The sequence below is a fragment of the Pseudomonas sp. F-14 TE3482 genome (assembly GCF_053629455.1).
The window spans coordinates 2,197,348-2,224,338 of sequence record NZ_JBRJII010000001.1; the positions used below are offsets into that span (position 1 = coordinate 2,197,348).

The window sequence follows — 26,991 nt, forward strand, 5'->3', positions numbered from 1 at the left end:
TGGAGGCAGCAATACGATGTGGAAATTGGCGCAGGACCAATGTGGGAGCGGGTTTGCCCGCGATGGCGTACTAACAGTCAACATCTATGTCGACTGCTAAATCGCTATCGCGGGCAAGCCCGCTCCCACAGGGTTTGGTGGTGTTTATGCTAGCGCGTCGAGGTTCAGATGCAGGTTGTCGATCAACCGCGTCGTGCCCAGGAACGCCGCCACCAGAATCACCAGATCCCGATCTTCCGCCGTCGCCGGACGCAAGGTCAGCGCATGACGAATTTCCAGATAGTCCACTCGCAGACCGGCGGCTTCGAGTTGCTTGATCTGCTCATTGATCAACGTCGGGTAATCGCGCTCGCCCTGTTTAATTGCATCGGCAATATGGGTCAGGGTGCGATAGACCACCGGCGCGATGGCCCGCTGTTCTTCGCTGAGGAAACCATTGCGCGACGACAGCGCCAGACCGTCGGCCGCACGTACGGTAGGCTCACCGATAATCTGGATCGGCATGTTCAAGTCATGCACCAGGGCGCGAATCACCGCCAGTTGCTGGAAGTCTTTCTGGCCGAAGATCGCCAGGTCCGGCTGGACCATGTTGAATAGCTTGCTGACTACGGTCGCCACCCCTTCGAAATGCCCCGGACGGCTGGCGCCGCACAGGCCCTCGGACAGTTGCGGAACACTGACACGGGTCTGACCGGCCATGCCATCGGGGTACATTTCTTCGACGGTGGGTGCGAACAGCAGATGGCAACCGGCCTGAAGCAGTTTCTCCTGATCGGCGGCCAGGGTTCGCGGGTACTTGTCGAGGTCTTCGCCGGCGCCGAACTGCAGCGGGTTGACGAAAATGCTCGCGACCACGAAATCCACCCGTTGGGTGGCTTTGGTAATCAGCGCGATATGCCCGCTGTGCAGGTTGCCCATGGTCGGCACGAAGCCGATACGTTTGCCTTCGCTACGGGCGCGGGCCACGGCGGCCCGCAGTTCGCGTACGGTTTTTACGGTGTTCATGCAGAGAATCCGTGTTCGATGCCAGGGAAAGTCGCCGCTTTGACTTCAGTGACATAAGCGCTCAAGGCTGCCTGGACGCTGGTTTGGCCAGTCATGAAATTCTTCACGAATTTCGGCACGCGGCCGGTAATGGACAAGCCCAGCATGTCGTGCAGGACTAGCACCTGGCCGTCGGTGCCACTGCCGGCGCCGATGCCGATCACCGGGATCTTCACCGCTTGGGAGATTTCTTCGGCCAGTTCGCTGGGCACGCATTCGAGCAGCAGCATGGCCGCACCCGCCTGTTCCAGGGAAATCGCGTCGGCACGCATTTGCCGCGCCTGGTTCTCGTTGCGGCCCTGGACTTTATAGCCACCCAGGATGTTGACCGATTGCGGCGTCAGCCCCATGTGTGCGCACACCGGGATGCCACGTTCGGCCAGCAGACGGATCGAGTCCGCGAGCCACAATGCTCCTTCAACCTTGACCATGTGTGCACCGGCCTGCATCAACAGGGCGCTGTTGGTCATGGTTTGTTCGAGGGTGGCGTAGGCCATGAAGGGCAGGTCGGCGAGGATCAGGGCATCAGTGTTGCCGCGTTTGACGGCTGCCACGTGGTAGGCCATTTCGGCGGTGGTCACCGGCAGGGTGCTGTCGTGACCTTGCAAGACCATGCCGAGTGAGTCGCCCACCAGCAGCACTTCAACCCCAGCCTCGTTGCAGGCGTGGGCGAAGGTCGCGTCATAGCAGGTCAGCATGGTGATCTTTTCACCTTTCTGCTTGAGGCTCTGGAGCGTGGTCAGGGTGATGGCTGGCATGAAAAAAATCCTCATTACAGGCGCTATGGAAACTACTGCGAGTAACGCGCGTGATTCGTCATTTATACAGGCGCACCTTCTTTCGTGGTGCTTGTAAGGCCTGGATTGCGCCCTTTGGCGCCGCGTTGGCGGCAGCGGGACGCCTATAGTCGTGAGGAGAACCCGGGAAGTCAATTGCGTGTGTTACCGCATTGTTACGCGTGGGGTGTTACCGTCGTTACTGATGCGATTCAGCAGGTTTTTGCTGATGCAAATCTTTGATACGACAGAAACCATTGTGGGAGCGGGCTTGCCCGCGATGGCGGACTATCAGTCAACATTGATGTTGAATGTAAAGTCGCTATCGCGGGCAAGCCCGCTCCCACAGGGTTTTTTGTCAATTTTAAGAGAAGCGTTCCAACCCGACGAACGGGCAGGCGGCAAGCAATGCTGTGAGGGTGCGGCCATCGGCCAGGCGCAGATCAGCCGGTGCCAGCTCTGCCAGCGGATAGAGCACAAAGGCCCGTTCCTGCAGGTGATAGTGGGGAACTTTGAGGCGAGGTTCGTCGATCAGTCGATCGCCGAACAGCACGATATCCAGATCCAGCGTGCGCGGGCCCCAGCGTTCAAGGCGCTCGCGGCCCTGGCCGTTCTCGATGGTCTGCAGTGCATCCAGCAGGTCCAGTGGTGCGAGGCTGCTTTCGAGGGCGGCGACTGCGTTGGTGTAACGCGGTTGGCCAGGTAACAGCGAATCGCTTTGATAAAACCCGGAAACCCCGATCAGTTCGGTTTGCGGCAATTGCGCCAGCGCTGCGACAGCGCTGCGCAACTGTTCGGCGGGGTCAGCCAGATTGCTGCCCATGCCGATGTAGATGCGTTCCATGGCTTATTCGCCTGTAGCGCTCGGTGCGCCGGCCGCGCGCTTGCGCTTGGCGCCGCCGCTGCGTCGACGTTTGCGTGGAGCACCGGTACCGTCGTCCTTGCCGCTGAGGTCGCGGATCATGTCCCGGCGTTCGCTGTCGTTGGCGTCCTGATAATCGGTCCACCATTCGCCCAGGCCATCGGTCTGCTCACCGGCGCTTTCACGCAGCAGCAGGAAGTCGTAACCGGCACGGAACCGCGGATTGTCCAGTAACAGGTCGGCGCGTTTGCCGCTACGCCGTGGCAAGCGCTCCTGCATGTCCCAGATCTCGCGGATCGGCATGGTGAAGCGTTTCGGAATGGCGATGCGCTGGCACTGCTCGGCGATCAATTCGTGAGCGGCTTCCTGCATCGCCGGAATCGGCGGCATGCCGCGTTCTTGCAGGCGCAACACACGGGCCGGCAGGGCAGGCCAGAGCAGGGCGGCAAACAGGAATGCCGGGGTGACCGGCTTGTTCTGCTTGATCCGCAGGTCTGTGTTGATCAGTGCTTCACTGATCAACGTATGGGTGTAGGTCGGGCTGTACTCCAACGCTGCCGCACTCGCCGGGAACAGCGGATCGAACAGCTGCAGGTCGACCAGCATTTCGAAAGTGTCCGCGGCATAGCCGGAGAGGAACAACTTGAGCACTTCTTCGAACAGACGAGCTGACGGGATCTCACGCAACAACGGCGCCAGTTCGCGAATGGGCGTGGCGCTGTGTTTTTCGATGCCGAAATTCAGCTTGGCGGCGAAACGCACGGCCCGCAGCATCCGCACCGGGTCTTCCTGGTAGCGTTGCTTCGGATCGCCGATCAGGCGGATCAGGTGATTGCGGATGTCGTGTACGCCGTTGGCGTAGTCGAGAATGCGCTCGCTGACCGGATCGTAATACAAGGCGTTGATGGTGAAGTCGCGGCGTTGCGCGTCTTCTTCCAGGGTGCCGTAGACGTTGTCGCGCAAAATGCGCCCGCTTTCATTACGAGACGATTGGTTGCTGTCTTCGTCTTCGTCGTTTTGCGGGTGATTGGCGCGGAAGGTCGCGACTTCAATGATTTCGCGGCCAAAGTGGATATGCACCAGTTTGAAACGCCGACCGATAATCCGCGCGTTGCGGAATTCGGCGCGTACCTGTTCAGGCGTGGCGCTGGTGGCGACGTCGAAATCTTTCGGCGTGATGCCGAGCAGCATGTCACGCACACAGCCGCCGACCAGGTAAGCCTGGTAACCGGCGTTCTGCAGGCGTTCGACGATATTCACCGCGTAACGGCTGAATTGTGCCTTTTGCAGCGAATGTTGGCCGCTGTTGAGCACTTCAGGCGTACTGCGAATGTGTTGCGTATGACGCTTGGGAGAACGGAATGACTGGAACAACTTCTTCAGCATGGGATGCACTGTTTGAAGGAATGTTCGGCCATAACGAAGAATGACCGCATGATGGGCGGGGATTCTAGCATTTAGTCGGGGGATGGTGTAGGACACAGCAGATATGAGCTGCAAGCCACAAGCTACAAGAGAAAAGCGAAGCGCAGGCGGGGGAGGTTTTTCAAATCGCAGAAACCACAAGGGGAGCCGAAGCTCCCCAAGAAGTAGTTGCATGCTCTATTTTTATTATTGGTTTCGGGCTTCTTGTTTTTGTTGAGCGCCCTCGCCATGAAGTTTTCCTTCATGACCCTCCCAATCGGGAGCCAAGAGCAAACGGATTGCTTTGGTCGCTGTGTTGCTGTGATCGTTCGATCCAACCAGTTCAGGCACTGTCTTGAGACAGTTTTTTATTATTCTCGGCCTGGTCGTGGGGCAAGCCCCAAATGCAACGCCTCTCCAAAAGAATCAGTTAGCTACGCCTCTCGCCGTCTTGTTTTTATTGTGCGTGAGTCGATTCGTCTTATTTTTATTGTCTTGTACATTGCTTGTTATTGTTCTTGTATCAAACATATAGCAGGGTGCGTGCCAACTTTTGCGAGGCCCAGTAAAACAAGGGGTTAGGCGGGCTAATGGTGTTTTTCGAGGCCAAAAAAAACCGGGGCTTCGTTACCGTAAGCCCCGGCTTCTGTTACGCGAAAAAGCTGAGGTAACAGTTTTTTCACAATGTCATGTGTTACCCGCACATCCGACAGGTGCGGTTCAGCTCTCGCTGGCCACCCCGGTCTTGCGCCGCGGAATGCCCAGGCGCTGACGGCGCTCCCACAGGCATTTGCGACTGACCCCGAGTTTGCGGGCCAGTTCGGTTTCGGTCATGTGGTCTTGATGCTCGAGAACGAAATGCTGGAAGTAGTCTTCCAGGGACAAATCTTCGGTCGGTTCGTGGCTGGTGTTACCGGCGCCGTTGCCCTGCTGCGGCGCCAAGCCGATGAAGTCGTCGTCATCCAGATCGCTCAGTTCGATGTCGATGCCCAGCAGCTCGGCGGAAATCTCCGGGCTTTCGCACAGGATTACCGCGCGTTCGACCGCATTTTCCAGCTCGCGAACGTTACCCGGCCAGGAATAATGCCGAATGGCCTGTTCGGCATCCTGGGCGAACTTCAGATCGGTACGGCCGACCCGTGCGCTCTGTCGCGCGAGGAATGCAGTGGCAATTTCATTGACGTCCGCACCGCGTTCGCGCAAGGCCGGCAGTTTCAGGGCGATTACGTGAAGGCGGTAATACAAGTCTTCACGGAACTGCCCAATCTTCGCCAGGCTCTTGAGGTCCCGGTGCGTCGCGGCAATCAGGCGTACGTCGACCTTCTGCGACTGCACCGAACCTACCCGGCGGATTTCTCCTTCCTGCAACACACGCAGCAGGCGGGCCTGGGCTTCCAGTGGCAGTTCGCCGATTTCATCGAGGAACAAGGTGCCGCCGTCCGCCGCTTCCACCAACCCGGCACGCCCGGCACTGGCGCCGGTAAAGGCGCCTTTTTCGTGGCCGAACAGTTCGGACTCGATCAGGCTTTCCGGAATGGCCGCGCAGTTCACCGAAATCATCGGCGCCTTGGCGCGTTTGGACAGGTTATGCAGGGCGCGTGCTACCAGTTCTTTACCGGTACCGGATTCGCCCTGGATCAGGACATTGGAATCGGTTGGCGCGACTTTGCGGATCTTGCTGTACAGGTCCTGCATCGGCGGGCAGGAGCCGATAATGCCGATTTCGCCGTTGCTGTTGTCGACACCATTTTTCGCGGCACCATTGCTCGTCTTGCCGACGACCGGTTCACCGCTGGCTTGCGCCGATTGCCGGTCACGCAGGATTCGCGCGACGGCCTGGAGCATTTCGTCGTGATCGAAAGGCTTGGCGATGTAATCCACCGCGCCCATCTTCATGGAGTCGACGGCCGAACGCAGGCTGGCGTAACTGGTCATGATCAGCACCGGAGTGCCCTGGCCAAGTTTGATCAACTCGGTACCAGGCGCGCCTGGCAGACGCAGGTCGCTGACGATCAGGTCAAATGTGGGGATGCTGAAACGCTCTTGTGCTTCCTGCACGGATCCGGCTTCGCTGACCTGGTACTGGTTACGTTCCAGCAGACGGCGCAAGGCGGAGCGGATAATTGTTTCGTCTTCGACGATCAAAATGTGCGGCATTGATTCGATACTCTCGACGGTCTCAGTTCACAGCGGACGTCGCTTCGACATGACGCGGCAAAGTTACCCGGATACGGGTGCCGCGTTGGCTTTGAACATCAGCCGGGCTGTCGATGGTGATTTGTCCATAATGCTCTTCAACGATGGAATAGACCAGTGCAAGGCCCAGACCGGTGCCTTCGCCAGGGTCCTTGGTGGTGAAGAAAGGTTCGAACAATCGGTCCATGATGCTCGAGGGAATACCGCTGCCTTCGTCTTCGACGATCAGATCGACCGTGTGTTCGCCGGCTTCGCTCTTGACTCGTACCGCACTGCCCGGAGGCGAGGCGTCGCGGGCGTTTGAGAGCAGGTTGATCAATACCTGGGCGAGCCGCTGCGGGTCACCTTCGACCCAATGGTCGGGATCGCACAGATTATAGAACTGTACTTCGAAATTGCGCCGGTTCAAGGCCAGCAGGCCGATGGCATCCTGGGCCACTTCCGCCAGACAGACGGGCTCGTCACTGTGCTGATAACTGCCGGCATGGGCGAAGCTCATCAGCGACTGAACGATGCGTGACACGCGTTTGGTCTGCTCGAGGATCTGCCCGCTGATTTCCGTGAGCTCGGCGTCTTCTTCACGCTCTTCGCGCAAGTTCTGCGCGAGACAGGCAATGCCGGTGATCGGGTTGCCGATTTCATGGGCCACGCCGGCCGCCAGTCGACCGATGCTGGCCAGGCGCTCGGAGTGCACCAGCTTGTCTTCGAGCATCTGGGTTTCGGTCAAATCTTCCACCAGCAGCACCAGGCCACTGTTGCCCGGCGCCAGCGGTTCATCGATCGCCGCTTTGTGCAGGTTCAGCCAGCGCGTCTGACCGTCGAGAGCCAGGTGCTGTTTGTGCAAATGCTCGTCCGGCAGATTGATGAAGCCTTGCAGCAGTTCTCTCCACGGATCGCCAATGGTGCTCAGGCGCGAACCGACCACACGCTGCGCGGCAATCCCGGTCAGTTCCTCCATGGCTTTGTTCCACATGAGGATTTCCTGATCCTTGGCCAGCGAGCACACGCCCATCGGCAATTCCTGCAAGGTCTGGCGGTGGTAGCGGCGCAGGGCATCAAGTTCGGCGGCAAGACCGGTGAGGCGCGAGTGGTAGTCCTCAAGACGGCTTTCGATGAAGTGGATGTCTTCGGTGACGTAGTTTTCGCCGCCAGCCTTGTAGGGCAGGAAGGTTTCGACCATGTCCTGCGCCACGCTTGGCCCCATCAGGCCCGAGAGGTTGGCTTCGATACGGTCCCGCAAACGGCGCAAGGCGTATGGCCGGCGTTCATCGAATGGCAGATAGAGGTCTCGCAGCGCCTGCTCGACTTCTTTCTGCGCAGCCTTGGCGCCCAATGGTTTTGCAAGCTGCGTGGCAAACTCCTGAGGCGAGGCCGCGTGCAGTTCGCGGCGTTGTGGGCGGCGAACGTTGTCCACCGCGCAGGCTTCGGCGGCGCTGGCCTCTTCGGGACTGGCGTTGGTGAACAACGAGATCAGCGTGAACATCAGCACGTTGGCGGCCAGCGAGGCGATTGCCGCCATGTGCCAACTGGTGTCGTCCAGCACGTAAATCATGTTCAACAGCGGAATGTAGAAGCCTTGCAGATTGCCGACCAGCGGCAGCAGCATGGTCACCAGCCACACCAGAATCCCCGCCAGCAGACCTGCGATGAAGCCGCGGCGGTTGGCGGTCGGCCAGTACAGCACCGACAACACCCCCGGCAGGAACTGCAACGTGGCGACGAAGGCGACGATGCCGAGGTTGGCCAGATCCTGCTCGGCACCCAGCATCAGGTAGAAACCGTAACCGGCCATGATGATCGCGACGATCAGCGCCCGGCGGGTCCATTTCAGCCAACGGTAGATATTGCCTTCGGCCGGCGGCTGATAGAGCGGCAGCACCAGATGGTTCAGCGCCATCCCGGAGAGCGCCAGCGTGGTGACGATGATCAAACCGCTGGCCGCTGACAATCCGCCGACATAGGCCAATAGCGCCAGGGCTTTGCTGTTGGCGGCGATGCCGATGCCCAGGGTGAAGTATTCCGGATTGGTCGTGGCGCCGAGTTTCAGCCCGGCCCAGAGAATCAGCGGCACCGCGAGGCTCATCAACAGCAGAAACAGCGGTAAACCCCAGCTCGCACTGACCAGCGAGCGCGGGTTGAGGTTTTCGGTAAAGGTCATGTGGTACATGTGCGGCATCACGATCGCCGAGGCGAAGAACACCAGCAGCAGCGTGCGCCACGGGCCTTCCTGCAATGGCGTGTGCAGGGCGGCGAGGGCGGTCTGGTTTTGCAGCAGCCACAGTTCCAGCTGCTGCGGGCCGTCGAACACGCCGTACAGCGCATACAGGCCGACGCCGCCAATCGCGATCAGTTTGATCACCGATTCGAAGGCAATCGCGAACACCAGGCCTTCATGTTTCTCGCGGGTAGCGATGTGGCGTGAGCCGAAGAAAATCGTGAACAGCGTAATCAGTGCGCAGAAGCTCAGGGCCACGCGATGCTGCACCGGCTCGCGGGTGAGGATGCTGATGGAGTCGGCCACCGCCTGAATCTGCAGCGCCAGCAACGGCAGGACGCCGATCAGCATGAAAATTGTCGTCAGTGCGCCGGCCCAGGTGCTGCGGAAACGAAACGCGAACAAGTCGGCCAGGGACGAGAGTTGATAAGTGCGGGTGATTTTCAGGATCGGGTACAGAAGCACCGGCGCCAGCAGAAACGCTCCGGAAACCCCGAGGTAGCTGGACAGAAAACCGTAGCCGTACTGATAGGCCAGGCCCACCGTGCCATAAAACGCCCAGGCACTGGCGTAAACGCCCAGCGACAGGGTGTACGTCAGCGGGTGGCGAATGATCGCCCGGGGGATCATGCCTCGTTCGCTGACCCAGGCCACGCCGAACAGCACCGCCAGGTACGCGGCGCTGATCAGGATCATCTGGGTCAGGCTAAAGCTCATCGGCATCTTTTTGGCTCTGCAGAATGAAGGTCACGACAATCAGAATCAGCCAGAGCAAATAAGGGCGATACCAGGCGCCCGTGGCGTCGATCCACCAATCCATGATGGCCGGGGAGAACAGATAAATCCCCACTACCAGGAGCAGGACCAAGCGATAGATGTACATCCCGGCCTCTCTTTTTTATGCGCGTGCCCGAAAACGTGCGGCGATGGTAACGGATGGGCGCGCCACTGCAAGTGGCATCACTGCAGTTGCGCTTCAGGCAACGTCAGTGTGCGCGGGATCAGCGATGCATCCCAGTGGGTAATTCCCCAGTTCAGCACTTGCCGTGGCGTGGCGTCATTCAGTTCGGTCGCAGGTTTGTGCCCCAGCGCCCGCAATGCGCGCAGTAACAGCGGCGTGGCCTGATCTTCGGTCAGCGGCGGTGATCGATAGGATTTGCCGAGTTTGTGGCCGTCCGGCTGGGTAATCAGCGGGATGTGCAGGTAGCGCGGTTGTGGCAGGCCCAGCAATTCTTGCAGATAGAGTTGGCGCGGCGTGGAATCCAGCAGATCGGCGCCTCGCACGATATCGGTGATGCCTTGCCAGGCGTCGTCCAGCACCACTGCCAGTTGATAGGCGTAGAGCCCATCGCGGCGGCGGATCACGAAATCACCCACCTCCCGCCCCAGATGTTGACGGAACTCGCCCTGCACCCGGTCGATGAAGTGGTATTCCAGTTCCGGTACACGCAGGCGGATCGCGGCGTTCTCAGTGCCGTGCCCTGCGTTGCGGCAGAACCCGGGATAGATGCCGTGATACGGCTCCAATTGCTTGCGCGAACAGGTGCAAGCATAGGCCAGGCCCTGATTGAACAGGCGATTGATGACGTCGTCATAGGCCGCGTGCCGGTCACTCTGTCGGACCATGTCGCCATCCCACTCGAACCCGTAGCTTTCCAGGGCCTTGAGAATCGCCGCCTGAGCGCCAGGCTCTTCCCGTGGCGGATCGAGATCTTCCATGCGTACCAGCCAGCGGCCGCCGACCGAACGGGCGTCGAGGTAGGAGGCCAGTGCTGCGACCAACGAACCGAAGTGCAAGTGGCCGCTGGGTGTAGGAGCGAAACGGCCGATGTAGAGAGGGGAAGTCGTGGCAGTCATGGACGAATGTTACTTCTCTGGTCGTGCGCAAGTCCCTGTGGGAGCGAGCCTGCTCGCGAAGGGGGCATCAGCTCCAACATTAGTGTTGCCTGACACACCGCATTCGCGAGCAGGCTCGCTCCCACAGGTTTGCTGCCAGGGCAAATGTCAGAAACAAAAAACGGAGCGTTCGCACGCTCCGTTCTTCGTTCAAGTCGTCAAGATTACTTGCCGACTTGCTTTTCCTTGATTTCCGCCAGGGTCTTGCAGTCAACGCACATGTCGGCGGTAGGGCGGGCTTCCAGTCGCTTGACGCCGATTTCGACGCCGCAGGACTCGCACCAGCCGTATTCTTCGTCTTCGATCAATTGCAGGGTTTTGTCGATTTTCTTGATCAGCTTGCGCTCGCGGTCGCGGGCGCGCAATTCGAGGCTGAATTCCTCTTCCTGGCTGGCACGGTCTGCCGGGTCAGGAAAGTTGGCCGCTTCGTCTTTCATGTGATCAACAGTACGGTCGACTTCCTGCATCAAGTCCTGTTTCCACTTGTTCAGGATCTTGGTGAAGTGAGCGCGCATGGGCTTGCCCATGTACTCTTCGCCCTTCACTTCTTTGTAGGGTTCGAAGCCGCTGATCGACTGGTTCTGCTGTTGCTTTGCTTGGGTGGGCATGAAATGGACCGCCTCTACTCTTGTAATCCATTGCGCAGGATTGCTCCATCACCGACACCTGCCGGCCCTGCGGCTGCAAGCGGGCGAACTTACCAGATCAAATCGGACCGCGCTACTCCCGGATGTCGAGCCCGCGGCCCGTGGGCCTTGCAAAAGATTGCAAAGCCTTGCCTGGTGGCTCTGGAGACCTGATCAATTATTGATTTTAGTCAAACCTGGAGCATACGCTTGAACCGTTTGAGACCAGCGTTATATGGGCTCTGACCGCTTTAGGTTCTCGCTCGTTCCTGCGCTTGGGTAGAATCGATTCTTTTCCCCGTTGTAAGGAAGGCTAATGGCTCTGTCCTACAGTGCGCGCAGTCGCGCTATCGAACCGTTTCACGTCATGGCCCTGCTGGCGCGGGCCAACGAGCTGCAAGCGGCCGGTCACGACGTGATTCACCTGGAAATCGGCGAGCCGGACTTCACCACCGCCGAGCCGATCATCCAGGCCGGCCAGGCCGCGTTGACGGCGGGGAAGACCCGTTACACCGCTGCCCGCGGCATTCCTGAGCTGCGTGAAGCCATTTCGGGCTTTTATCAGCAACGTTACGGGCTGAACATCGATCCGCAACGAATTCTCATCACGCCCGGCGGTTCAGGCGCGTTGCTGTTGGCCAGCGCCTTGCTGGTGGACCCAGGTAAACACTGGCTGCTGGCAGACCCGGGTTACCCGTGCAACCGGCATTTCCTGCGGTTGGTGGAAGGCGCGGCGCAACTGGTGCCGGTCGGCCCGGACGTGCGTTATCAGCTGACCCCGGACCTGGTGGCGCGCCACTGGGATCACGACAGCGTCGGCGCCCTGGTGGCATCGCCGGCCAACCCGACCGGGACCATCCTGACCCGCGACGAATTGGCCGGGCTCTCTGCAGCGATCAAGGCCCGCCACGGCCATTTGGTGGTCGATGAGATCTACCATGGCCTGACGTACGGCACGGATGCGGCCAGCGTGCTGGAAGTCGATGACAGCGCCTTTGTCCTCAATAGTTTTTCCAAGTATTTCGGCATGACCGGCTGGCGTCTCGGTTGGCTGGTTGCGCCAGAAGCGGCGGTCGGAGAGTTGGAAAAACTCGCCCAGAACCTCTACATCAGCGCGCCGAGCATGGCCCAGCACGCCGCATTGGCTTGCTTCGAACCCGCCACCATCCAGATTTTCGAGGAGCGCCGCGCCGAGTTCGGCCGACGTCGCGATTTCCTGCTGCCCGCCCTGCGTGAATTGGGTTTCGGTATCGCCGTGGAGCCGGAAGGCGCGTTCTACTTGTACGCCGATATCAGCAAGTTCGGCGGCGATGCCTTCGCGTTTTGCCGACATTTTCTCGAAACCGAGCACGTCGCGATTACGCCGGGCCTGGACTTCGGGCGTTATCAGGCCGGGCATCATGTGCGGTTTGCCTACACCCAAAGTCTTCCACGTTTGCAGGAAGCGGTTGAGCGGATCGCTCGTGGTTTGCGGAGCTGGCAAGGCTGATGCGTTTTCATCCTCCCCTCGAAGAAGGTCGCTTGATTCGTCGCTACAAACGTTTTCTCGCTGATATCGAAACCGTTAGCGGCGAGTTGCTGACCATTCACTGCCCTAACACCGGTTCGATGCTTAATTGCCAGGTCGAAGGCGGGCAGGTCTGGTTCAGTCGTTCCAACGACCCCAAGCGTAAATTGCCCGGCACCTGGGAAGTCGGCGAAACCCCGCAGGGGCGACTGTTCTGCGTAAACACCGGGCGCGCCAACGGTTTGATTGAGGAGGCATTGCGGGCCAATGTCATCACCGAGCTGAACGGCTTTACCGAATTGAAGCGCGAAGTGGCCTACGGTCAGGAGAGCAGCCGCATCGATTTCCGTCTCGACTACCCGAGCGGGCCAGCCTATGTAGAAGTCAAAAGCGTCACCCTGGGCTTCGATGGCTCGTTGGTGGCGGCATTTCCTGACGCCGTGACCCAGCGCGGGGCCAAGCATTTGCGCGAGTTGGCGCATTTGGCCCGGGACGGGATTCGTGCCGTGCAGTTGTATTGCGTGAACCTGACCGGCATAGACTCCGTGCGTCCTGCTGAAGAAATCGATTCGGCCTACGCGGTGGCGTTACGCGAAGCGGTGGCGTGCGGGGTCGAAGTGCTGGCGTATGGCGTGCACTTGACCCACGAAGAGATGGTGGTCGATCGGCGCCTGGAGGTACTGTTAAACGGTTAGCCAGATCCCTTGCTCATCTTCGCGGCAGGGGATGGCGGTCAGGGATTGACCGGCGCAGGGGCCAGCGATGCATTCGCCGTCTTCAATCAGAAACAGCGCGCCATGGGTGGCGCACTGGATCAGGCTGTTGCTGGAGTCGAGAAACTGGTCGGGCTTCCATTCCAGTCCGACGCCCCGGTGCGGGCAGCGATTTTCATACACATACACCCGGCCGGCCCGGCGCACGGCGAAGAGCTTTTGACCATCAACGTCGAAACCGCGACTGCTGGCGTCAGCCAATTCGGCGCCTGTGCAAAGAAGCTTCATGTCTATCCTCAAGTCCCGCAGCTCGTGAGCGGATATGTCCGAGCTTGACGTTCAAATGCAAGCAAATATCAAATGGCCGCTCACCCCCAGGGCGATTGCCGGGGGCCGAGGATACTTGGCCTGTTCTCTCGATGCCCGGCAAAATTTTTCAAGGAAGCTGTTTATGCGCCTGAGTGCGACCGGCCAATGACCGTTCTGGTTAAACCCCGTGCATTATTCATTGGCCTGAGCCTGCTGTGTTTGCTGGCGATCTGGTTGTCGCTGGCGTTGGGTTCGGTGAGTTTGCCGTTGTTCGACACGTTACGCGCGGCGTTGCGGCTGATTGGTTTACCCATCGCGCCCGACGGGTTGGAGCAGGCCGAACTGATCCTCGGGCAGATTCGCTTGCCACGAACCTTGCTCGGCTTGGCGGTGGGCGGCGTGCTGGCGCTGTCCGGCGTGGCGATGCAGGGCCTGTTTCGCAATCCTCTGGCCGATCCGGGATTGGTGGGAGTCTCCAGCGGCGCGGCATTGGGCGCAGCCATCGCGATTGTCGGCGGCTCGGTGTTCGGCGGTCTGCCGGAATCCTTCGGGCCTTATCTGTTGTCGGTGTGCGCGTTTCTCGGTGGGCTGGGTGTAACGGCGCTGGTCTATCGACTGGGGCGACGCAATGGCCAGACCAACGTCGCCACCATGCTGCTGGCCGGTATTGCATTGACTGCCCTGGCCGGTTCGGCGGTAGGGTTATTCACCTATCTGGCGGATGACGCGACCCTGCGCACCTTGACGTTCTGGAACCTGGGCAGCCTTAACGGCGCCAGTTATTCGCGACTTTGGCCGTTGTTGCTAGTGAGCACCGGTGTGGCGCTGTGGCTGCCGCGTCGGGCCAAGGCCTTGAATGCATTGTTGCTGGGGGAGTCAGAGGCCGGTCACCTGGGTATTGATGTCGAAAGGCTTAAGCGCGAACTGGTGTTCTGCACGGCACTGGGCGTCGGTGCGGCGGTTGCGGCAGCGGGGATGATCGGGTTTGTCGGTCTGGTGGTGCCGCATCTGGTGCGGCTGCTGGCCGGCCCGGATCATCGTGTGCTGTTACCTGCATCGGTATTGGCGGGGGCCAGTCTCTTGTTATTTGCCGATCTGGTGGCGCGGCTGGCCCTGGCGCCGGCCGAGTTGCCGATCGGGATTGTCACGGCCTTCATCGGCGCACCGTTCTTTCTGTATCTACTGCTCAGAGGGCGTGCCTGATGTTGCGAGCGCAGAACCTGCAAATCCGGCGCGGTCGAAAGATTGTTCTCACCGACATCACCCTTGAACTCAAGCCGGGCGAAGTCCTCGGCGTGCTGGGCCCCAACGGTGCCGGTAAAAGCACTTTGCTCGGCGCCCTGTGCGGCGAATTGCAGGCGGACCACGGCAGTGTCTGGCTCGACGAGCGCGAGTTGAGTCATTGGGCCCGGGCGCAGCGAGCCCAGCGTTTGGCGGTGTTGCCGCAGGTGTCGACCCTGGACTTTGCCTTTCGCGTCGAAGAAGTGGTTGGCATGGGCCGTCTGCCGTATCAAAGCGGCCGGGTCCGGGATGACGAAATCATCGCCGCCGCACTAGACGCGGCTGATGCGCGGCACCTGAGCGGACGCAGCTATCTGGCGCTGTCTGGGGGGGAGCGTCAGCGGGTGCATCTGGCGCGTGTGCTGGCGCAGCTGTGGCCGGGAGAGGCGGGGCAAACGTTGTTGCTCGATGAGCCGACGTCGATGCTCGACCCGCTGCACCAACACACCACTCTGCAAGCGGTGCGCGAGTTCGCCAATCGTGGTGCCGCGGTGCTGGTGATCCTGCATGATCTGAACCTGGCGGCACGCTATTGTGATCGTCTATTACTGCTCGAAGGTGGGCGTCCCGTGGCGCTGGATACGCCGGAGCAGGTATTGCGCCCGGAACCGCTCAAGGCCGTGTTCGGGCTGGAAGTGCTGGTGCAGCCGCACCCGGAGCGTGGGCATCCGCTGATCATCGCCCGCTAAGCATTTCATCGAGGTGAGAACATGCGTGTGATGGTGATCCTGGCTGTGCTGTTACTGAGTGCCTGTCAGCATGTGCCGGTGGTGCCGCCACCCGTCAGCGGCGAGATCCGGGACCTGCGCAGCGGGCAAACACTGACAGCGCAGGAACTGCTTGCACGGTTGGCCAAGCCTTCGCGGTTGATCGTCGGCGAGCAGCATGACAATCGTGATCACCATCAACTGCAATTGTGGTTATTACAGACGCTGAATGAGCAGCGACCCCAAGGCAGTCTACTGCTGGAAATGCTCACGCCGGATCAACAAGGGCGCGTCGATCACGTTAAGCACTCTTCACCGCTACCCGCTGACTTGCCCAATGCGTTGGCCTGGCAACCGGGTTGGGAGTGGAATCTGTACGGGCCGATCGTTGGTTTTGCCCTGACTCAGCCGTACCCGTTGCTGGCGGCCAATCTGGATACGCTTGAAGTCCGTAATGTCTATGCCAAACCGCCGACATTGAGCGGTTCGCGCTCCAACGCCCCGATGGTCAAGGAGACGTTGCTGGCACAAATCAGCGATTCCCATTGTGGCTTGCTGCCCACATCGCAAATGCCCGCGATGCTGGCCGTCCAGCAGCAACGTGACCGGCGGATGGCCGGGCGATTACTGGCCGCACCAACGCCTTCACTGCTGTTTGCTGGCGCGTACCATGCACGCAAGGATGTCGGGGTGCCGATCCATGTGCAGGACTTGGGTGAGTCTGAAGCGCCGATGGTATTGATGCTGGCGGAGCGGGGCGCAGAGGTCACGCCGGCCATGGCCGATTACGTTTGGTATACGCCCGCCACGCCACCGCAAGATTACTGCGCACAAATGCGTAAACAGTTCGGCAAGCAGTCAGGGCAGTAAAACCTGGCGAGTTTTCCACAGGCAAAAAAAGACCCGGCAAGAGCCGGGTCAAATAACCGTGATTAGCCTGATGAGGAGATAATCTGAGAGTCCGAACCAAGGGCTTTTCAGAATATCGACCAGTCTCGCGACCAGTTGTGATAATCATAGCGATTCTCATTACCAAGTCAACCGCTGATTTTCAATTTCTGTGGATCTCACCAGTTCCCTTGGTGAAGGCCTTGCAATCATTGCTCTTCAGGCTGTGTGCGTAAGCGTAATTACCCGTTCAAATCTTGTGGCGTGACGAGATGGCGTCCAGTTGTTTGTTCAAAGCTTCCTTGCGTTCGGCGGGAATGTCGTTCCAGTGAACATCCATCAGTGCGCCTTCGATCGCATACAACAACACCTTGGAAGCCCGAAAACCGCGCGTGCGCACGGCCCGATAAGCATCCACAGCTCCCAGCCGACGCAAGTCCGATGCACTGTGGATGCCCACGGCATGCAGCCATTGCGCCGACGTCTTGCCAAGATTTTTCAGGTGTTGCAGTTCATCATTCATCAAGCCTCCTTGCGACAGCCGAACGGTGCGTGGGCGAGCCTCTCAGCAGTGTAGCCATCAGTAGGAAAAGCGTGATTGTTTGGTCGGTTTCGACGCAAAAGCTTCTAAGAAACGGGCTCAAGAAGCGGCGTGAAAAGGCTGCGAGTGCGGTCGGAAGGTGTGAGTTTCGGGGGGTGAAAAAGTACAAGTCCAGCGCAAGGCAGGGGCGCCGGACCTGGTAGAACGTCGCTTTTAGCGGGTGCGATAACGCAGTCGCGTACCGAAATTCATCGACATCAAAATCTCATCGGCACTCAGCTCTGGCGGGAAGTACGCGCCGGAGATCTGCGCGTGGGCCAGGCTCGCCCCTTCCAGGGAAGCGTTGCGAAAGTCGATGCCGCGCAAGTCGGCAGAACGGAAATAGGCATCGGTGAAGTCGACGCCGTCGGCGTTCAGTTCACGCAGATCGAGACCACGGAAGTCGCCACCGACCATGTCGATGGGTCCATCTTTCGGGCGCTCGTTGTTAAAGCCTGTGATGTCGTCTTTGTGCAGCAAGGCATAAAGCGGGGTGTCGAGAAGTTTCGGCTGGCTCATGTCACATCACCTGATGGTTTTATGGCGCCAGTATAGTGCCACTATTTGACAGCCGTGAAGCCGGTGAAGGCTTCACGGTTGAAATAGTTTCTTACAGGCCTGGCAGGCGTTGGCGGATCTGCGCAACGACGGTATCGAGCGTGCCACTTTCATTGGTCTGGACGCGTTTGCTGCAGAGAATTTCTGCTGGCGTCAGGGCCTCGCGGCTGGCTTGCTGGGCGGCGATAACGGCCAGGTTGGCGTCGGACGGATCGTTATTGTCTGTCTGACGTTGCTTAAGCCAGCTCTCGATCACCGCTTGCGGTGCGTCGCAGTCGAGGATCAGGAACGGCGCGCCCGTGGCTTCGGCGATTTTCGCCGCGCCGTCGCGTTGGTCGCGCTTAAGATACGTGGCATCGACCACCACCGGGAAACCGGCATGCAAAATTACACCGGTGATTTCATGCAGACGGCTGTAGGTGGCGGCGCTGGCATCGGCACTATAGATGCCGGCCTGCGGGTCATTCGGTACGGTTTGCTCGCCGAACATACGCTTGCGCTCGACATCGGAACGCAGGCGAATGGCGCCGAGGGCTTCCACCAGGCGCATGGCCACGTGACTCTTGCCGACGGCGGAAACACCGTGGGTAATCGCCAGGAAACGCGAAGGAATGGTGCTGTAGCTTTCCGCCAGATTGGCGTAGTTGCGGTACTGACGCAGGGTGGTGGCGCGCTGCACCGGATCGGCCTCGGCCGGCATGCTGAACAGGCTGACCTTGGCGCGAACCAGTGCGCGGTAGGCTTTATAGAAGTTCAGCAGCTCAAGGCCCTGATAGTCGCCGGTCAGCTCCAGGTATTGGCTGATGAAACGGCGCGCCAGGCTTTTCAGGCCGCGGTCTTCCAGGTCCATGGCCAGGAAGCCGGTGTCGGCGTAAACGTCGGTGAAGCGGAACGGTTCGTTGAACTCGATGCAGTCGAAAATCACCACTTTGCCGTCGATCACGGTAGCGTTGCCCAAGTGAATGTCACCGTGGCATTCACGAATGAAACCGTCGGCCTTGCGCTGGGCGAATAGCGGCTTGAGGCGTTCGAAGCTGCTTTCGGCCCAGGCTTGCAGCGCCTCGAGTTGCAGCAGATCGGCCTTGTCGCTGAGGAACGGACGGATCTGTTCGAAGTTCTGCCGCACCGGCGCCATCACGCTGTCCGGCGTACCGGCTTCGTGCTCGGCAGGCACTTTCGGCGCGCGGAGGTGGAATTGAGCGATCTGCGCCGCCATCTCGTCGATGTGCGTGGTGGTCAATTCGCCATTGGCTTGCAGAGTGCTGAGCAACTGGCTTTGTGGGAACTGACGCATTTTCAGGGCGTAATCGACAATCGGACCATCGCCACCCAGTTGTGGCGCCTCGGCGCTGCCAGTGATCGGCAACACTTCCAGATACAAATCATGGGTCAGGCGCTGGTTCAGGCGCAGCTCTTCAGCGCAGAAATGCTCGCGAGCCTCGAGGCTGGTGAAGTCGAGGAAGCCGAAATTCACTGGCTTCTTCACTTTATAAGCGTAGGGGCCGGTGAGCAGCACCCACGAAATATGGGTTTCGATGACCTGAAACCCTTCTACGGGATGCGGGTAGAGGGCCGGGTTTTGCAGGGCAGCGATCAGGGACTGGCTCACAGGCGATCCTTCAGAGTCTGGGGAAAATTCAAGGCCGCCATTATGGCCGCAAGTCTGCCCGACGCAAACCTCAGCGGGCTTCTGTCGAGGATGAATAAAGTGCGTATAATCCGCCGCCATGACTCGTACTCGATCCCCCCGCACCCCCAAAAAACCACCTTCCAAGGGCATGCGCCCCTGGCTGGGCTGGGCCCTTAAACTCAGCCTGGTCGGCCTTGTGGTGCTTGCCGGGTTCGCGGTTTATCTCGACGCTGTGGTCCAGGAGAAGTTCTCCGGCAAGCGCTGGACCATCCCGGCCAAGGTGTACGCGCGCCCGCTTGAGCTGTTCACTGGCCAAAAGCTGAGCAAGGAAGACTTCCTCACCGAGCTCGATGCCTTGGGCTACCGACGCGAAGCCGTCAGCAACGGCCCCGGCGCGGCGGCGGTCAATGGCAATACCATCGACTTGAACACCCGTGGCTTCCAGTTCTACGAAGGCATGGAGACAGCTCAGCCTGTGCGCGTGCGCTTCTCCGGCGATTACGTGGCCGAGCTCTCGGCGACCAACGGTTCGAAGCTCTCTGTGGTGCGACTGGAGCCGCTGTTGATTGGCGGGATTTACCCGAAAAACCTTGAAGACCGCATCCTGATCAAAATCGATCAGGTTCCGCCGTATCTGCTCGAAACCCTGATTGCCGTAGAAGACCGGGATTTCTACAACCACTGGGGCGTGTCGCCGAAGTCGATCGTCAGAGCCATCTACGTCAACACCTCGGGCGGCAAAATGACCCAGGGCGGCAGTACGCTGACGCAACAGTTGGTCAAGAACTTCTACCTCACCAGCGAACGCAGCCTGACCCGTAAGCTCACCGAAGCCATGATGGCGATGTTGCTTGAGCTGCATTACGACAAGCGCGAAATTCTTGAGGCTTACCTCAATGAAGTGTTCGTCGGCCAGGATGGTCAGCGCGCGGTGCACGGTTTCGGTCTTGCCAGTCAGTTCTTCTTCGGGCAGCCATTGTCTGAGCTGAAACTGCATCAAGTCGCTTTGTTGGTGGGCATGGTCAAGGGGCCGTCCTATTACAACCCGCGTCGCAACCCTGAGCGGGCGCTGGAGCGGCGCAATCTGGTGCTTGATGTTCTGGGGGAACAAGGCGTTGCCACCGCCGAACAGGTTGAAGCGGCGAAGAAAATGCCACTGGGTGTGACCACTCGCGGCAAGTTGGCCGACAGCTCGTTCCCGGGCTTCCTCGACCTGGTCAAACGTCAGTTGCGCGAAGACTACCGCGACGAAGACTTGACCGAAGAAGGGTTGCGGATTTTCACCAGTTTCGACCCGATCCTGCAGATGAAAGCCGAAGCCTCGGTCAACGACACGTTCAAGCGTCTGGCCGGGCGCAAGGGTTCCGATGAGGTTGAGGCGGCCATGGTCGTGACCAACCCCGAAACCGGAGAAGTCCAGGCGATGATCGGCAGCCGTCAGGCGGGTTTTGCCGGTTTCAACCGGGCGCTGGACGCAGTACGACCAATCGGCTCGTTAATCAAGCCGGCGGTTTATCTGACAGCCCTCGAGAAGCCGAGTCAGTACACGCTGACCAGTTGGCTGTCGGACGAATCCTTTTCGGTCAAAGGCGCGGACGGTCAGGTCTGGAAACCGCAGAACTATGATCGCCGTTCCCACGGTACGGTGTTCCTTTATCAAGGGCTGGCGCATTCCTACAACCTGTCGACCGCACGTCTCGGCTTGGCGGTGGGCGTACCGAATGTCTTGAAGACCCTGGCGCGTCTGGGGGTGAGTCGCGAGTTTCCGGCGTTCCCGTCGATGTTGCTGGGGGCCGGTGGCTTGACCCCGATCGAAGTGGCGACCATGTACCAGACACTGGCCAACGGCGGATTCAATACGCCGATGCGTGGGATTCGCAGCGTGCTGACTGCCGAGGGCGAGCCGCTCAAGCGTTATCCATTCCAGATTCAGCAGCAGTTCGATCCGGCGTCCATTTACCTGGTTCAGAGCGCCATGCAACGAGTCATGCGTGAAGGCACCGGTAGTTCGGTTTATAACGTGTTGCCGAAAACCCTGACGCTGGCCGGCAAAACCGGTACCAGTAACGATTCGCGGGACAGCTGGTTCGCCGGTTTCAGTCAGGATCTGCTGGCGGTGGTCTGGCTGGGGCGCGATGATAACGGCAAGACGCCGTTCACCGGTGCCACCGGTGCGTTGCAGGTCTGGACCAGTTTCATGCGCAAGGCCGATCCGCTGCCGCTGGACATGCCGCAGCCGGACAACATTGTTCAGGCCTGGGTCGATTCGCGTACCGGGCAAGGTTCTGAAGGCAGCTGCCCAGGCGCAGTGCAGATGCCGTATATTCGCGGCAGCGAACCGCCTCCCGGTCCCGCTTGCGGTGGCGAAAGCCCTGCTGAATCGGTGATGGATTGGGTCAAGGGCTGGATGAATTAAGCAAAGAGGGTTTCAAGTGAACAAGTGGTTGATTCCAGCAGTGACCGCCGTGGCTTTGCTCAGCGGCTGCTCCACCGTACAGCGTGGTTCGATTCCGGTTGTGGACTCCGGCAGCGCCGTCTCCAACAGCGAACGGATTTCGGCGAATGGCGGTTTCCGGCAGTCGACGGTAAAACGTCCTGCACAAGCCCAGACTCAGGCAATCCCGCAAGGTGATACTGGCGTCGTCGTGATGGTGCCGGGTGGTGGCGCGGTTTCCTCGGCCCCGATCAGCACTTCGCCGATTACCCCAGGCCCGATCACTCCGGGCCCGATCGATACCTCGCCGGTTCAGTCGGCACCGATCAATCAGGGCAGCTACAGCATGCCATCGACGCCGAGCGGGATTCCTTCGGCGAGCTCCGGCGGCCTGTCTGCCGATGAGCAACTGGACGGTCCGGTCCTAGCGTTGTTGACCACTGCCCAGCAGCAACAGGCCAGCGGCGACCTTAATGGTGCGTCTTCCAGTCTCGAGCGCGCCCAGCGTGTCGCGCCGCGTGAGCCACAAGTGCTTTATCGTCTGGCCCAGGTACGTATGGCTCAAGGCGATGCGGCACAGGCCGAACAATTCGCTCGTCGTGGTTTGACGTTCGCCAATGGTCGTCCGGCCCTTCAGGCCAGCCTGTGGGAATTGATCGCTCAGGCTCGTGAGAAGCAGGGTGACTCCGCCGGTGCAGCGTTGGCGCGTCAGAAGGCCAAGGTCTCGCTGTGATGGATGCACGCTTCCCGAAGATTGCCGAGCAGTTGCTGCTGATCGAGCGCGAACTGCGCGTTCAGGGCTGGTGGGACGAAGTTCCGCCGTCCGCTGAAGCGCTTTCCAGTGTCGAGCCGTTTTCGGTGGATACGCTGGATTTCGAGCAATGGCTGCAATGGATCTTCCTGCCGCGCATGAAAACGATTTTGGAGCAGGATCTACCCTTGCCAAACGCATCGGGGATCCAGGAGATGGCCGAAATGGTCTTCGCCGCCCGCAACGTCCAGGGCAAGGATCGGCAGCTTCAGGTCTTGCTCAAAGAGTTCGACCTGTTGATCACCGCCTCCCGCTAACTCCAATCCGTTGTAGGAGCCGTAGGAGCTGTCGAGTGTCGACAGCTCCTACTGGCAGTTTTTCGCAATCTGTTTCTGTGCTTCGGTGATGCGCTCCTGACGTTGTTGGTCGGTCAGGCGGCGCATCTCACCGTCGACATCCTCCCGTAGTCGCGGATTATTCTGCAGTTGAGCCAGGTTCGTTCGGGCCTGTTCGCAGAATACTCTTAGCTGGTCTTGCTGCTCGGCGACCTGCTTTTTCACTTTGTTGTCGATGGCCCGTTGATCGCCTACGACGTTGCTGCGCGGCGGCGTGCTCGGTTTGCCGACGGGCGGGGCGGGCGTCACCACTAGGGTGGGCTCCTGGCCTGGGGGCGGTTGCGCATCGAAATGGGTAACGCCCTGGGCATCGACCCATTTATAGATCTGACCCGCCATGCACAAAGGGCTCAGGCTGATCAGCAAGCCGGCGGTGAAGAAGAACGTTCGCATGCCATTTCCTTGTCATGGGTGCGCAATCGAAGCTAACACAGTTGCGGTTTAAAGGTTTTTTCTTGCGTTCTCATGCGCTTAGTTCGAATAAAGCACATTGACGGCTTGACTTGCGATGGGCGAAACAGAAGAATCCAAAGTCCGCTGTAGAGGGACTGCCAGAAGCAGACCCACTCGGTAGATCATGAGGCGCACATCCGCGCCGACCTGTTACACCCGCAACGCGTTACCTCGCGCTGGGTGGGAAAGGCCCGCAACACTTGGGACGATCCCAATACTTGCTCAGTCAGTGCTGACGTAGTCGGCGACCACCGTCGCTCATGCTCTGCCGAGAAGTAAACCTATTAAGACCCGTCCTCTTTGTATGTGGGCGGTATTCTGGCGTTTTAGAGGTGAACAACGTGGAGCTTTTATCTGGCGGTGAGATGCTCGTCCGCTTTTTGCGTGACGAAGGCGTCAAATATATCTACGGGTACCCGGGTGGTGCTCTTCTTCATGTCTATGATGCCCTGTTCAAAGAACCGGAAGTGACCCACATCCTGGTTCGTCACGAGCAGGCTGCGACCCATATGGCTGACGGCTATGCCCGTGCCACCGGTAAAGCCGGTGTGGTACTGGTAACCTCCGGCCCGGGCGCAACCAACGCCATCACCGGTATTGCCACGGCCTACATGGACTCCATTCCGATGGTGATCATTTCCGGCCAGGTGCCTAGCACCATGGTAGGCACCGATGCATTCCAGGAAACCGACATGATCGGTATCTCCCGGCCGATCGTGAAGCACAGTTTCATGATCAAGCATGCGTCGGAAATCCCGGAAGTCATGAAGAAAGCGTTCTACCTGGCGCAATCCGGTCGTCCTGGTCCGGTCGTTGTCGATATCCCGAAAGACATGACCAACCCGGCCGAGAAGTTCGAATACATCTTCCCGAAAAAAGCCAAGCTGCGTTCCTACAGCCCGGCCGTTCGCGGTCACTCCGGGCAAATCCGCAAGGCAGCCGAAATGCTCCTGGCGGCCAAGCGTCCTGTGCTTTACTCAGGCGGCGGCGTGATTCTCGGTGGTGGCTCCGCGCCGCTGACCGAACTGGCGAAGATGCTCAACCTGCCAGTGACCAATACCCTGATGGGTTTGGGTGCCTACCCTGGCACCGACCGTCAGTTCATTGGCATGCTCGGCATGCACGGCAGCTACACCGCCAACCTGGCGATGCACCATGCCGATGTCATCCTTGCAGTCGGCGCGCGCTTCGACGATCGCGTGATCAACGGCCCGGCCAAGTTCTGTCCGAATGCCAAGATCATTCACATCGACATCGACCCGGCTTCGATCTCCAAGACCATCAAGGCAGACGTGCCTATCGTCGGTCCGGTCGAAAGTGTCTTGACCGAAATGGTCGCGATCCTCAAGGAAATCGGCGAGACCCCGAACAAGGAGTCCGTTGCCAGCTGGTGGAAGCAAGTCGATGAGTGGCGCGGCGATCGCGGCCTGTTCCCTTATGACAAGGGCGACGGCAGCGTGATCAAGCCGCAGACCGTGATCGAAACCCTGTGCGAAGTGACCAAGGGCGACGCCTTTGTGACCTCCGACGTGGGTCAGCACCAAATGTTCGCTGCGCAGTACTACACGTTCAACAAGCCAAACCGCTGGATCAACTCCGGTGGCCTGGGAACCATGGGCTTCGGTTTTCCGGCGGCCATGGGCATCAAGCTGAGCTTCCCGGATGATGACGTCGCCTGCGTAACGGGCGAGGGCAGCATCCAGATGAACATTCAGGAACTGTCGACCTGCCTGCAATACGGTTTGCCGGTGAAGATCGTCATTCTGAATAACGGTGTACTGGGTATGGTTCGCCAGTGGCAGGACATGAGTTATGGCAGCCGCCACTCGCACTCCTACATGGAATCGTTGCCTGACTTCGTCAAGCTGGCCGAGGCCTATGGTCACGTTGGCGTGCGCATCACCGAATCGAAAGATTTGAAGTCGAAGATGGAAGAGGCGTTCGCCATGAAAGATCGCCTGGTGGTTATCGATATTTCGGTCGACACCAGCGAGCACGTCTACCCGATGCAGATCAAAGACGGCTCCATGCGCGATATGTGGCTGAGCAAGACGGAGCGTACTTAATCATGCGGCACATTATTTCCTTGCTTCTGGAAAACGAACCGGGCGCTTTGTCTCGTGTAGTCGGCCTGTTCTCGCAGCGCAACTACAACATCGAGAGCCTGACCGTGGCGCCAACCGAAGACCCGACCCTGTCGCGTCTGACGCTGACCACGGTAGGGCACGATGAGGTCATCGAGCAGATCACCAAGAACCTGAACAAGCTGATCGAAGTGGTAAAACTGGTCGACCTGTCGGAGAGTGCTCACATCGAGCGCGAACTGATGCTGGTCAAGGTCAAGGCCACCGGCGCCCAGCGCGCCGAGATCAAGCGCACCACCGATATTTATCGCGGGCAGATCGTTGATGTCAGCGCTAGCGTGTATACCGTTCAATTGACCGGTACCAGCGACAAGCTCGACAGCTTCATTCAATCGATCGGGACTGCCTCGATTCTGGAAACCGTACGCAGTGGCGTCACCGGGATTGCCCGCGGCGACAAAGTACTGAGCATCTAAACCAAATTAGCGAATGGCCTGAAGGGCCAGATATAAAGGGGAAATTCATGAAAGTTTTCTACGATAAAGACTGCGACCTGTCGATCATCCAGGGCAAGAAAGTTGCCATCATCGGTTACGGTTCCCAGGGCCACGCTCAAGCGTGCAACCTGAAAGACTCCGGCGTTGACGTTACTGTCGGTCTGCGTAAAGGTTCGGCTACTGTTGCCAAAGCCGAAGCCCACGGCCTGAAAGTGACCGACGTTGCTTCTGCTGTAGCTGCTGCCGACCTGGTCATGATCCTGACCCCGGACGAGTTCCAGTCTGCCCTGTACAAGAACGAAATCGAGCCGAACATCAAGAAAGGCGCCACCCTGGCCTTCTCCCACGGTTTCGCGATTCACTACAACCAGGTTGTGCCACGTGCTGACCTCGACGTGATCATGATCGCGCCGAAAGCTCCGGGCCACACCGTGCGTTCCGAGTTCGTCAAAGGCGGCGGTATCCCTGACCTGATCGCTATCTACCAGGATGCTTCGGGCAACGCCAAAAACGTTGCACTGTCCTACGCTGCTGGCGTTGGTGGCGGTCGTACCGGCATCATCGAAACCACCTTCAAGGACGAAACCGAAACCGACCTGTTCGGCGAACAAGCCGTTCTGTGCGGCGGTACCGTTGAGCTGGTAAAAGCCGGTTTCGAAACCCTGGTTGAAGCTGGCTACGCGCCGGAAATGGCCTACTTCGAATGCCTGCACGAACTGAAGCTGATCGTTGACCTCATGTACGAAGGCGGTATCGCCAACATGAACTACTCGATCTCCAACAACGCTGAGTACGGCGAGTACGTGACCGGTCCGGAAGTGATCAACGCCGAGTCCCGTCAGGCCATGCGCAACGCCCTGAAACGTATTCAGGACGGCGAATACGCCAAGATGTTCATCAGCGAGGGCGCCACCGGCTATCCTTCGATGACCGCCAAGCGTCGTAACAACGCCGCCCACGGTATCGAAATCATCGGTGAGCAGCTGCGCTCGATGATGCCGTGGATCGGTGCCAACAAGATCGTCGACAAAGCCAAGAACTAAGTCCCGAGCTTGTACGGAAAACGCGGCCTAGGCCGCGTTTTTTCGTTTGGATCCGCCGGTTCTGGTATAAAGCTGCATTGTTTGTGGCCGAACCGTCGTCCCAGACACCTGTCGAAACTTTCCACCCCGTTGCAAGGTAAAT

At 59.3% G+C, this 26,991-nt stretch carries 25 protein-coding genes; 11 read left to right on the forward strand and 14 right to left on the reverse strand.

Features of this window, described 5'->3' with window-relative positions:
- Positions 1–144 precede the first annotated feature (144 nt).
- The 9 genes from panC to dksA all read right to left on the reverse strand — a co-directional run bounded on the left by panC (position 145) and on the right by dksA (position 11,001).
- Positions 145–1,005: a pantoate--beta-alanine ligase gene (gene panC, locus AB7M26_RS09930; RefSeq protein WP_123497185.1), complete on the reverse strand. Its 861-nt coding sequence runs from the start codon at positions 1,003–1,005 to the stop codon at positions 145–147.
- The gene (panB, locus tag AB7M26_RS09935) at positions 1,002–1,802 is read right to left on the reverse strand and encodes a 3-methyl-2-oxobutanoate hydroxymethyltransferase (RefSeq protein WP_008068507.1); all 801 of its coding nucleotides are present in this window, start codon (positions 1,800–1,802) and stop codon (positions 1,002–1,004) included. The genes panC and panB overlap by 4 nt, the downstream gene beginning before the upstream one ends.
- Before the next feature lie 382 nt (positions 1,803–2,184).
- Positions 2,185–2,664: a 2-amino-4-hydroxy-6-hydroxymethyldihydropteridine diphosphokinase gene (folK, locus tag AB7M26_RS09940; protein ID WP_123497187.1), complete on the reverse strand. Its 480-nt coding sequence runs from the start codon at positions 2,662–2,664 to the stop codon at positions 2,185–2,187.
- A 3-nt stretch (positions 2,665–2,667) separates the two neighbouring features.
- Positions 2,668–4,068, reverse strand: coding sequence for a polynucleotide adenylyltransferase PcnB (locus AB7M26_RS09945; RefSeq protein WP_123497189.1), 1,401 nt, complete (start codon positions 4,066–4,068; stop codon positions 2,668–2,670).
- 738 nt (positions 4,069–4,806) lie between these two features.
- Complete coding sequence (locus AB7M26_RS09950; RefSeq protein WP_123497191.1) at positions 4,807–6,243, reverse strand: sigma-54-dependent transcriptional regulator; 1,437 nt, start codon at positions 6,241–6,243, stop codon at positions 4,807–4,809.
- 22 nt (positions 6,244–6,265) lie between these two features.
- Entirely contained in the window at positions 6,266–9,220 is a 2,955-nt protein-coding gene (locus AB7M26_RS09955) for a sensor histidine kinase (RefSeq protein WP_185022148.1), read from the reverse strand.
- A complete protein-coding gene (locus tag AB7M26_RS09960) occupies positions 9,204–9,380 on the reverse strand; it encodes a hypothetical protein (RefSeq protein WP_003176118.1) in 177 nt (58 codons plus the stop codon). Before AB7M26_RS09960 ends, AB7M26_RS09955 begins: the two co-directional genes overlap by 17 nt.
- Positions 9,381–9,457: 77 nt before the next feature.
- A complete protein-coding gene (gluQRS, locus tag AB7M26_RS09965) occupies positions 9,458–10,354 on the reverse strand; it encodes a tRNA glutamyl-Q(34) synthetase GluQRS (RefSeq protein WP_123497195.1) in 897 nt (298 codons plus the stop codon).
- A 203-nt stretch (positions 10,355–10,557) separates the two neighbouring features.
- On the reverse strand, positions 10,558–11,001 hold the full coding sequence (gene dksA / locus AB7M26_RS09970; protein WP_030130357.1) for an RNA polymerase-binding protein DksA: 444 nt from the start codon (positions 10,999–11,001) through the stop codon (positions 10,558–10,560).
- A 334-nt stretch (positions 11,002–11,335) separates the two neighbouring features.
- Here dksA and AB7M26_RS09975 point away from each other — a divergent pair, with 334 nt between their 5' ends.
- The gene (locus AB7M26_RS09975) at positions 11,336–12,508 is read left to right on the forward strand and encodes a pyridoxal phosphate-dependent aminotransferase (RefSeq protein ID WP_052967680.1); all 1,173 of its coding nucleotides are present in this window, start codon (positions 11,336–11,338) and stop codon (positions 12,506–12,508) included.
- Positions 12,508–13,221: a DNA/RNA nuclease SfsA gene (gene sfsA, locus AB7M26_RS09980; protein WP_123497199.1), complete on the forward strand. Its 714-nt coding sequence runs from the start codon at positions 12,508–12,510 to the stop codon at positions 13,219–13,221. The genes AB7M26_RS09975 and sfsA overlap by 1 nt, the downstream gene beginning before the upstream one ends.
- Here sfsA and AB7M26_RS09985 read toward each other — a convergent pair.
- Positions 13,210–13,527 (reverse strand): Rieske (2Fe-2S) protein, encoded by a 318-nt coding sequence (locus AB7M26_RS09985; RefSeq protein WP_123497202.1) that lies wholly within the window; start codon positions 13,525–13,527, stop codon positions 13,210–13,212. The genes sfsA and AB7M26_RS09985 overlap by 12 nt on opposite strands.
- 240 nt (positions 13,528–13,767) lie before the next feature.
- On the opposite strand from AB7M26_RS09985, the gene AB7M26_RS09990 reads away from it, so the two are divergent.
- The 3 genes from AB7M26_RS09990 to AB7M26_RS10000 are packed head-to-tail and all read left to right on the forward strand — an operon-like array spanning position 13,768 to position 16,406.
- Complete coding sequence (locus tag AB7M26_RS09990; RefSeq protein ID WP_185022152.1) at positions 13,768–14,751, forward strand: FecCD family ABC transporter permease; 984 nt, start codon at positions 13,768–13,770, stop codon at positions 14,749–14,751.
- On the forward strand, positions 14,751–15,518 hold the full coding sequence (locus tag AB7M26_RS09995) for a heme ABC transporter ATP-binding protein (protein ID WP_123497206.1): 768 nt from the start codon (positions 14,751–14,753) through the stop codon (positions 15,516–15,518). Before AB7M26_RS09990 ends, AB7M26_RS09995 begins: the two co-directional genes overlap by 1 nt.
- Positions 15,519–15,539: 21 nt before the next feature.
- Positions 15,540–16,406, forward strand: coding sequence for a ChaN family lipoprotein (locus AB7M26_RS10000; RefSeq protein WP_123497208.1), 867 nt, complete (start codon positions 15,540–15,542; stop codon positions 16,404–16,406).
- 268 nt (positions 16,407–16,674) lie between these two features.
- On the opposite strand, the gene AB7M26_RS10005 is transcribed toward AB7M26_RS10000, so the two are convergent.
- The 3 genes from AB7M26_RS10005 to AB7M26_RS10015 all read right to left on the reverse strand — a co-directional run bounded on the left by AB7M26_RS10005 (position 16,675) and on the right by AB7M26_RS10015 (position 19,171).
- Entirely contained in the window at positions 16,675–16,947 is a 273-nt protein-coding gene (locus AB7M26_RS10005; RefSeq protein ID WP_007902045.1) for a TfoX/Sxy family protein, read from the reverse strand.
- Between the two features lie 231 nt (positions 16,948–17,178).
- Positions 17,179–17,523 (reverse strand): pentapeptide repeat-containing protein, encoded by a 345-nt coding sequence (locus tag AB7M26_RS10010; protein ID WP_008015079.1) that lies wholly within the window; start codon positions 17,521–17,523, stop codon positions 17,179–17,181.
- Positions 17,524–17,614: 91 nt separating this feature from the next.
- Positions 17,615–19,171, reverse strand: coding sequence for a bifunctional aminoglycoside phosphotransferase/ATP-binding protein (locus tag AB7M26_RS10015; protein ID WP_123497210.1), 1,557 nt, complete (start codon positions 19,169–19,171; stop codon positions 17,615–17,617).
- A 118-nt stretch (positions 19,172–19,289) separates the two neighbouring features.
- On the opposite strand from AB7M26_RS10015, the gene mrcB reads away from it, so the two are divergent.
- The 3 genes from mrcB to AB7M26_RS10030 are packed head-to-tail and all read left to right on the forward strand — an operon-like array spanning position 19,290 to position 22,694.
- Entirely contained in the window at positions 19,290–21,608 is a 2,319-nt protein-coding gene (gene mrcB, locus AB7M26_RS10020; RefSeq protein WP_123497212.1) for a penicillin-binding protein 1B, read from the forward strand.
- Between the two features lie 16 nt (positions 21,609–21,624).
- The gene (locus AB7M26_RS10025; protein ID WP_123497214.1) at positions 21,625–22,359 is read left to right on the forward strand and encodes a tetratricopeptide repeat protein; all 735 of its coding nucleotides are present in this window, start codon (positions 21,625–21,627) and stop codon (positions 22,357–22,359) included.
- Positions 22,359–22,694 (forward strand): YqcC family protein, encoded by a 336-nt coding sequence (locus tag AB7M26_RS10030; protein WP_123497216.1) that lies wholly within the window; start codon positions 22,359–22,361, stop codon positions 22,692–22,694. Before AB7M26_RS10025 ends, AB7M26_RS10030 begins: the two co-directional genes overlap by 1 nt.
- A 48-nt stretch (positions 22,695–22,742) precedes the next feature.
- Here AB7M26_RS10030 and AB7M26_RS10035 read toward each other — a convergent pair whose 3' ends face one another.
- Positions 22,743–23,165 (reverse strand): DUF4124 domain-containing protein, encoded by a 423-nt coding sequence (locus AB7M26_RS10035; protein ID WP_123497218.1) that lies wholly within the window; start codon positions 23,163–23,165, stop codon positions 22,743–22,745.
- Positions 23,166–23,566: 401 nt separating this feature from the next.
- Between AB7M26_RS10035 and AB7M26_RS10040 the strand changes: the two genes are divergently transcribed.
- The 3 genes from AB7M26_RS10040 to ilvC are packed head-to-tail and all read left to right on the forward strand — an operon-like array spanning position 23,567 to position 26,849.
- On the forward strand, positions 23,567–25,291 hold the full coding sequence (locus tag AB7M26_RS10040; RefSeq protein ID WP_123497228.1) for an acetolactate synthase 3 large subunit: 1,725 nt from the start codon (positions 23,567–23,569) through the stop codon (positions 25,289–25,291).
- A gap of 2 nt (positions 25,292–25,293) precedes the next feature.
- Entirely contained in the window at positions 25,294–25,785 is a 492-nt protein-coding gene (ilvN, locus tag AB7M26_RS10045; protein ID WP_003176102.1) for an acetolactate synthase small subunit, read from the forward strand.
- 47 nt (positions 25,786–25,832) lie between these two features.
- Positions 25,833–26,849 carry a ketol-acid reductoisomerase gene (gene ilvC / locus AB7M26_RS10050; protein ID WP_003185459.1) on the forward strand — a complete coding sequence of 339 codons (1,017 nt, stop codon included), beginning with the start codon at positions 25,833–25,835 and terminating at the stop codon, positions 26,847–26,849.
- Positions 26,850–26,991 lie beyond the last annotated feature (142 nt).

Coding starts and splice junctions, on each gene's coding strand:
- panC (WP_123497185.1), bottom strand. CDS start 1,005: ATGAACACCGTAAAAACCGTACGCGAACTGCGGGCCGCCGTGGCCCGC.
- panB (WP_008068507.1), bottom strand. CDS start 1,802: ATGCCAGCCATCACCCTGACCACGCTCCAGAGCCTCAAGCAGAAAGGT.
- folK (WP_123497187.1), bottom strand. CDS start 2,664: ATGGAACGCATCTACATCGGCATGGGCAGCAATCTGGCTGACCCCGCC.
- AB7M26_RS09945 (WP_123497189.1), bottom strand. CDS start 4,068: ATGCTGAAGAAGTTGTTCCAGTCATTCCGTTCTCCCAAGCGTCATACG.
- AB7M26_RS09950 (WP_123497191.1), bottom strand. CDS start 6,243: ATGCCGCACATTTTGATCGTCGAAGACGAAACAATTATCCGCTCCGCC.
- AB7M26_RS09955 (WP_185022148.1), bottom strand. CDS start 9,220: ATGCCGATGAGCTTTAGCCTGACCCAGATGATCCTGATCAGCGCCGCG.
- AB7M26_RS09960 (WP_003176118.1), bottom strand. CDS start 9,380: ATGTACATCTATCGCTTGGTCCTGCTCCTGGTAGTGGGGATTTATCTG.
- gluQRS (WP_123497195.1), bottom strand. CDS start 10,354: ATGACTGCCACGACTTCCCCTCTCTACATCGGCCGTTTCGCTCCTACA.
- dksA (WP_030130357.1), bottom strand. CDS start 11,001: ATGCCCACCCAAGCAAAGCAACAGCAGAACCAGTCGATCAGCGGCTTC.
- AB7M26_RS09975 (WP_052967680.1), top strand. CDS start 11,336: ATGGCTCTGTCCTACAGTGCGCGCAGTCGCGCTATCGAACCGTTTCAC.
- sfsA (WP_123497199.1), top strand. CDS start 12,508: ATGCGTTTTCATCCTCCCCTCGAAGAAGGTCGCTTGATTCGTCGCTAC.
- AB7M26_RS09985 (WP_123497202.1), bottom strand. CDS start 13,527: ATGAAGCTTCTTTGCACAGGCGCCGAATTGGCTGACGCCAGCAGTCGC.
- AB7M26_RS09995 (WP_123497206.1), top strand. CDS start 14,751: ATGTTGCGAGCGCAGAACCTGCAAATCCGGCGCGGTCGAAAGATTGTT.
- AB7M26_RS10000 (WP_123497208.1), top strand. CDS start 15,540: ATGCGTGTGATGGTGATCCTGGCTGTGCTGTTACTGAGTGCCTGTCAG.
- AB7M26_RS10005 (WP_007902045.1), bottom strand. CDS start 16,947: ATGAATGATGAACTGCAACACCTGAAAAATCTTGGCAAGACGTCGGCG.
- AB7M26_RS10010 (WP_008015079.1), bottom strand. CDS start 17,523: ATGAGCCAGCCGAAACTTCTCGACACCCCGCTTTATGCCTTGCTGCAC.
- mrcB (WP_123497212.1), top strand. CDS start 19,290: ATGACTCGTACTCGATCCCCCCGCACCCCCAAAAAACCACCTTCCAAG.
- AB7M26_RS10030 (WP_123497216.1), top strand. CDS start 22,359: ATGGATGCACGCTTCCCGAAGATTGCCGAGCAGTTGCTGCTGATCGAG.
- AB7M26_RS10035 (WP_123497218.1), bottom strand. CDS start 23,165: ATGCGAACGTTCTTCTTCACCGCCGGCTTGCTGATCAGCCTGAGCCCT.
- ilvN (WP_003176102.1), top strand. CDS start 25,294: ATGCGGCACATTATTTCCTTGCTTCTGGAAAACGAACCGGGCGCTTTG.
- ilvC (WP_003185459.1), top strand. CDS start 25,833: ATGAAAGTTTTCTACGATAAAGACTGCGACCTGTCGATCATCCAGGGC.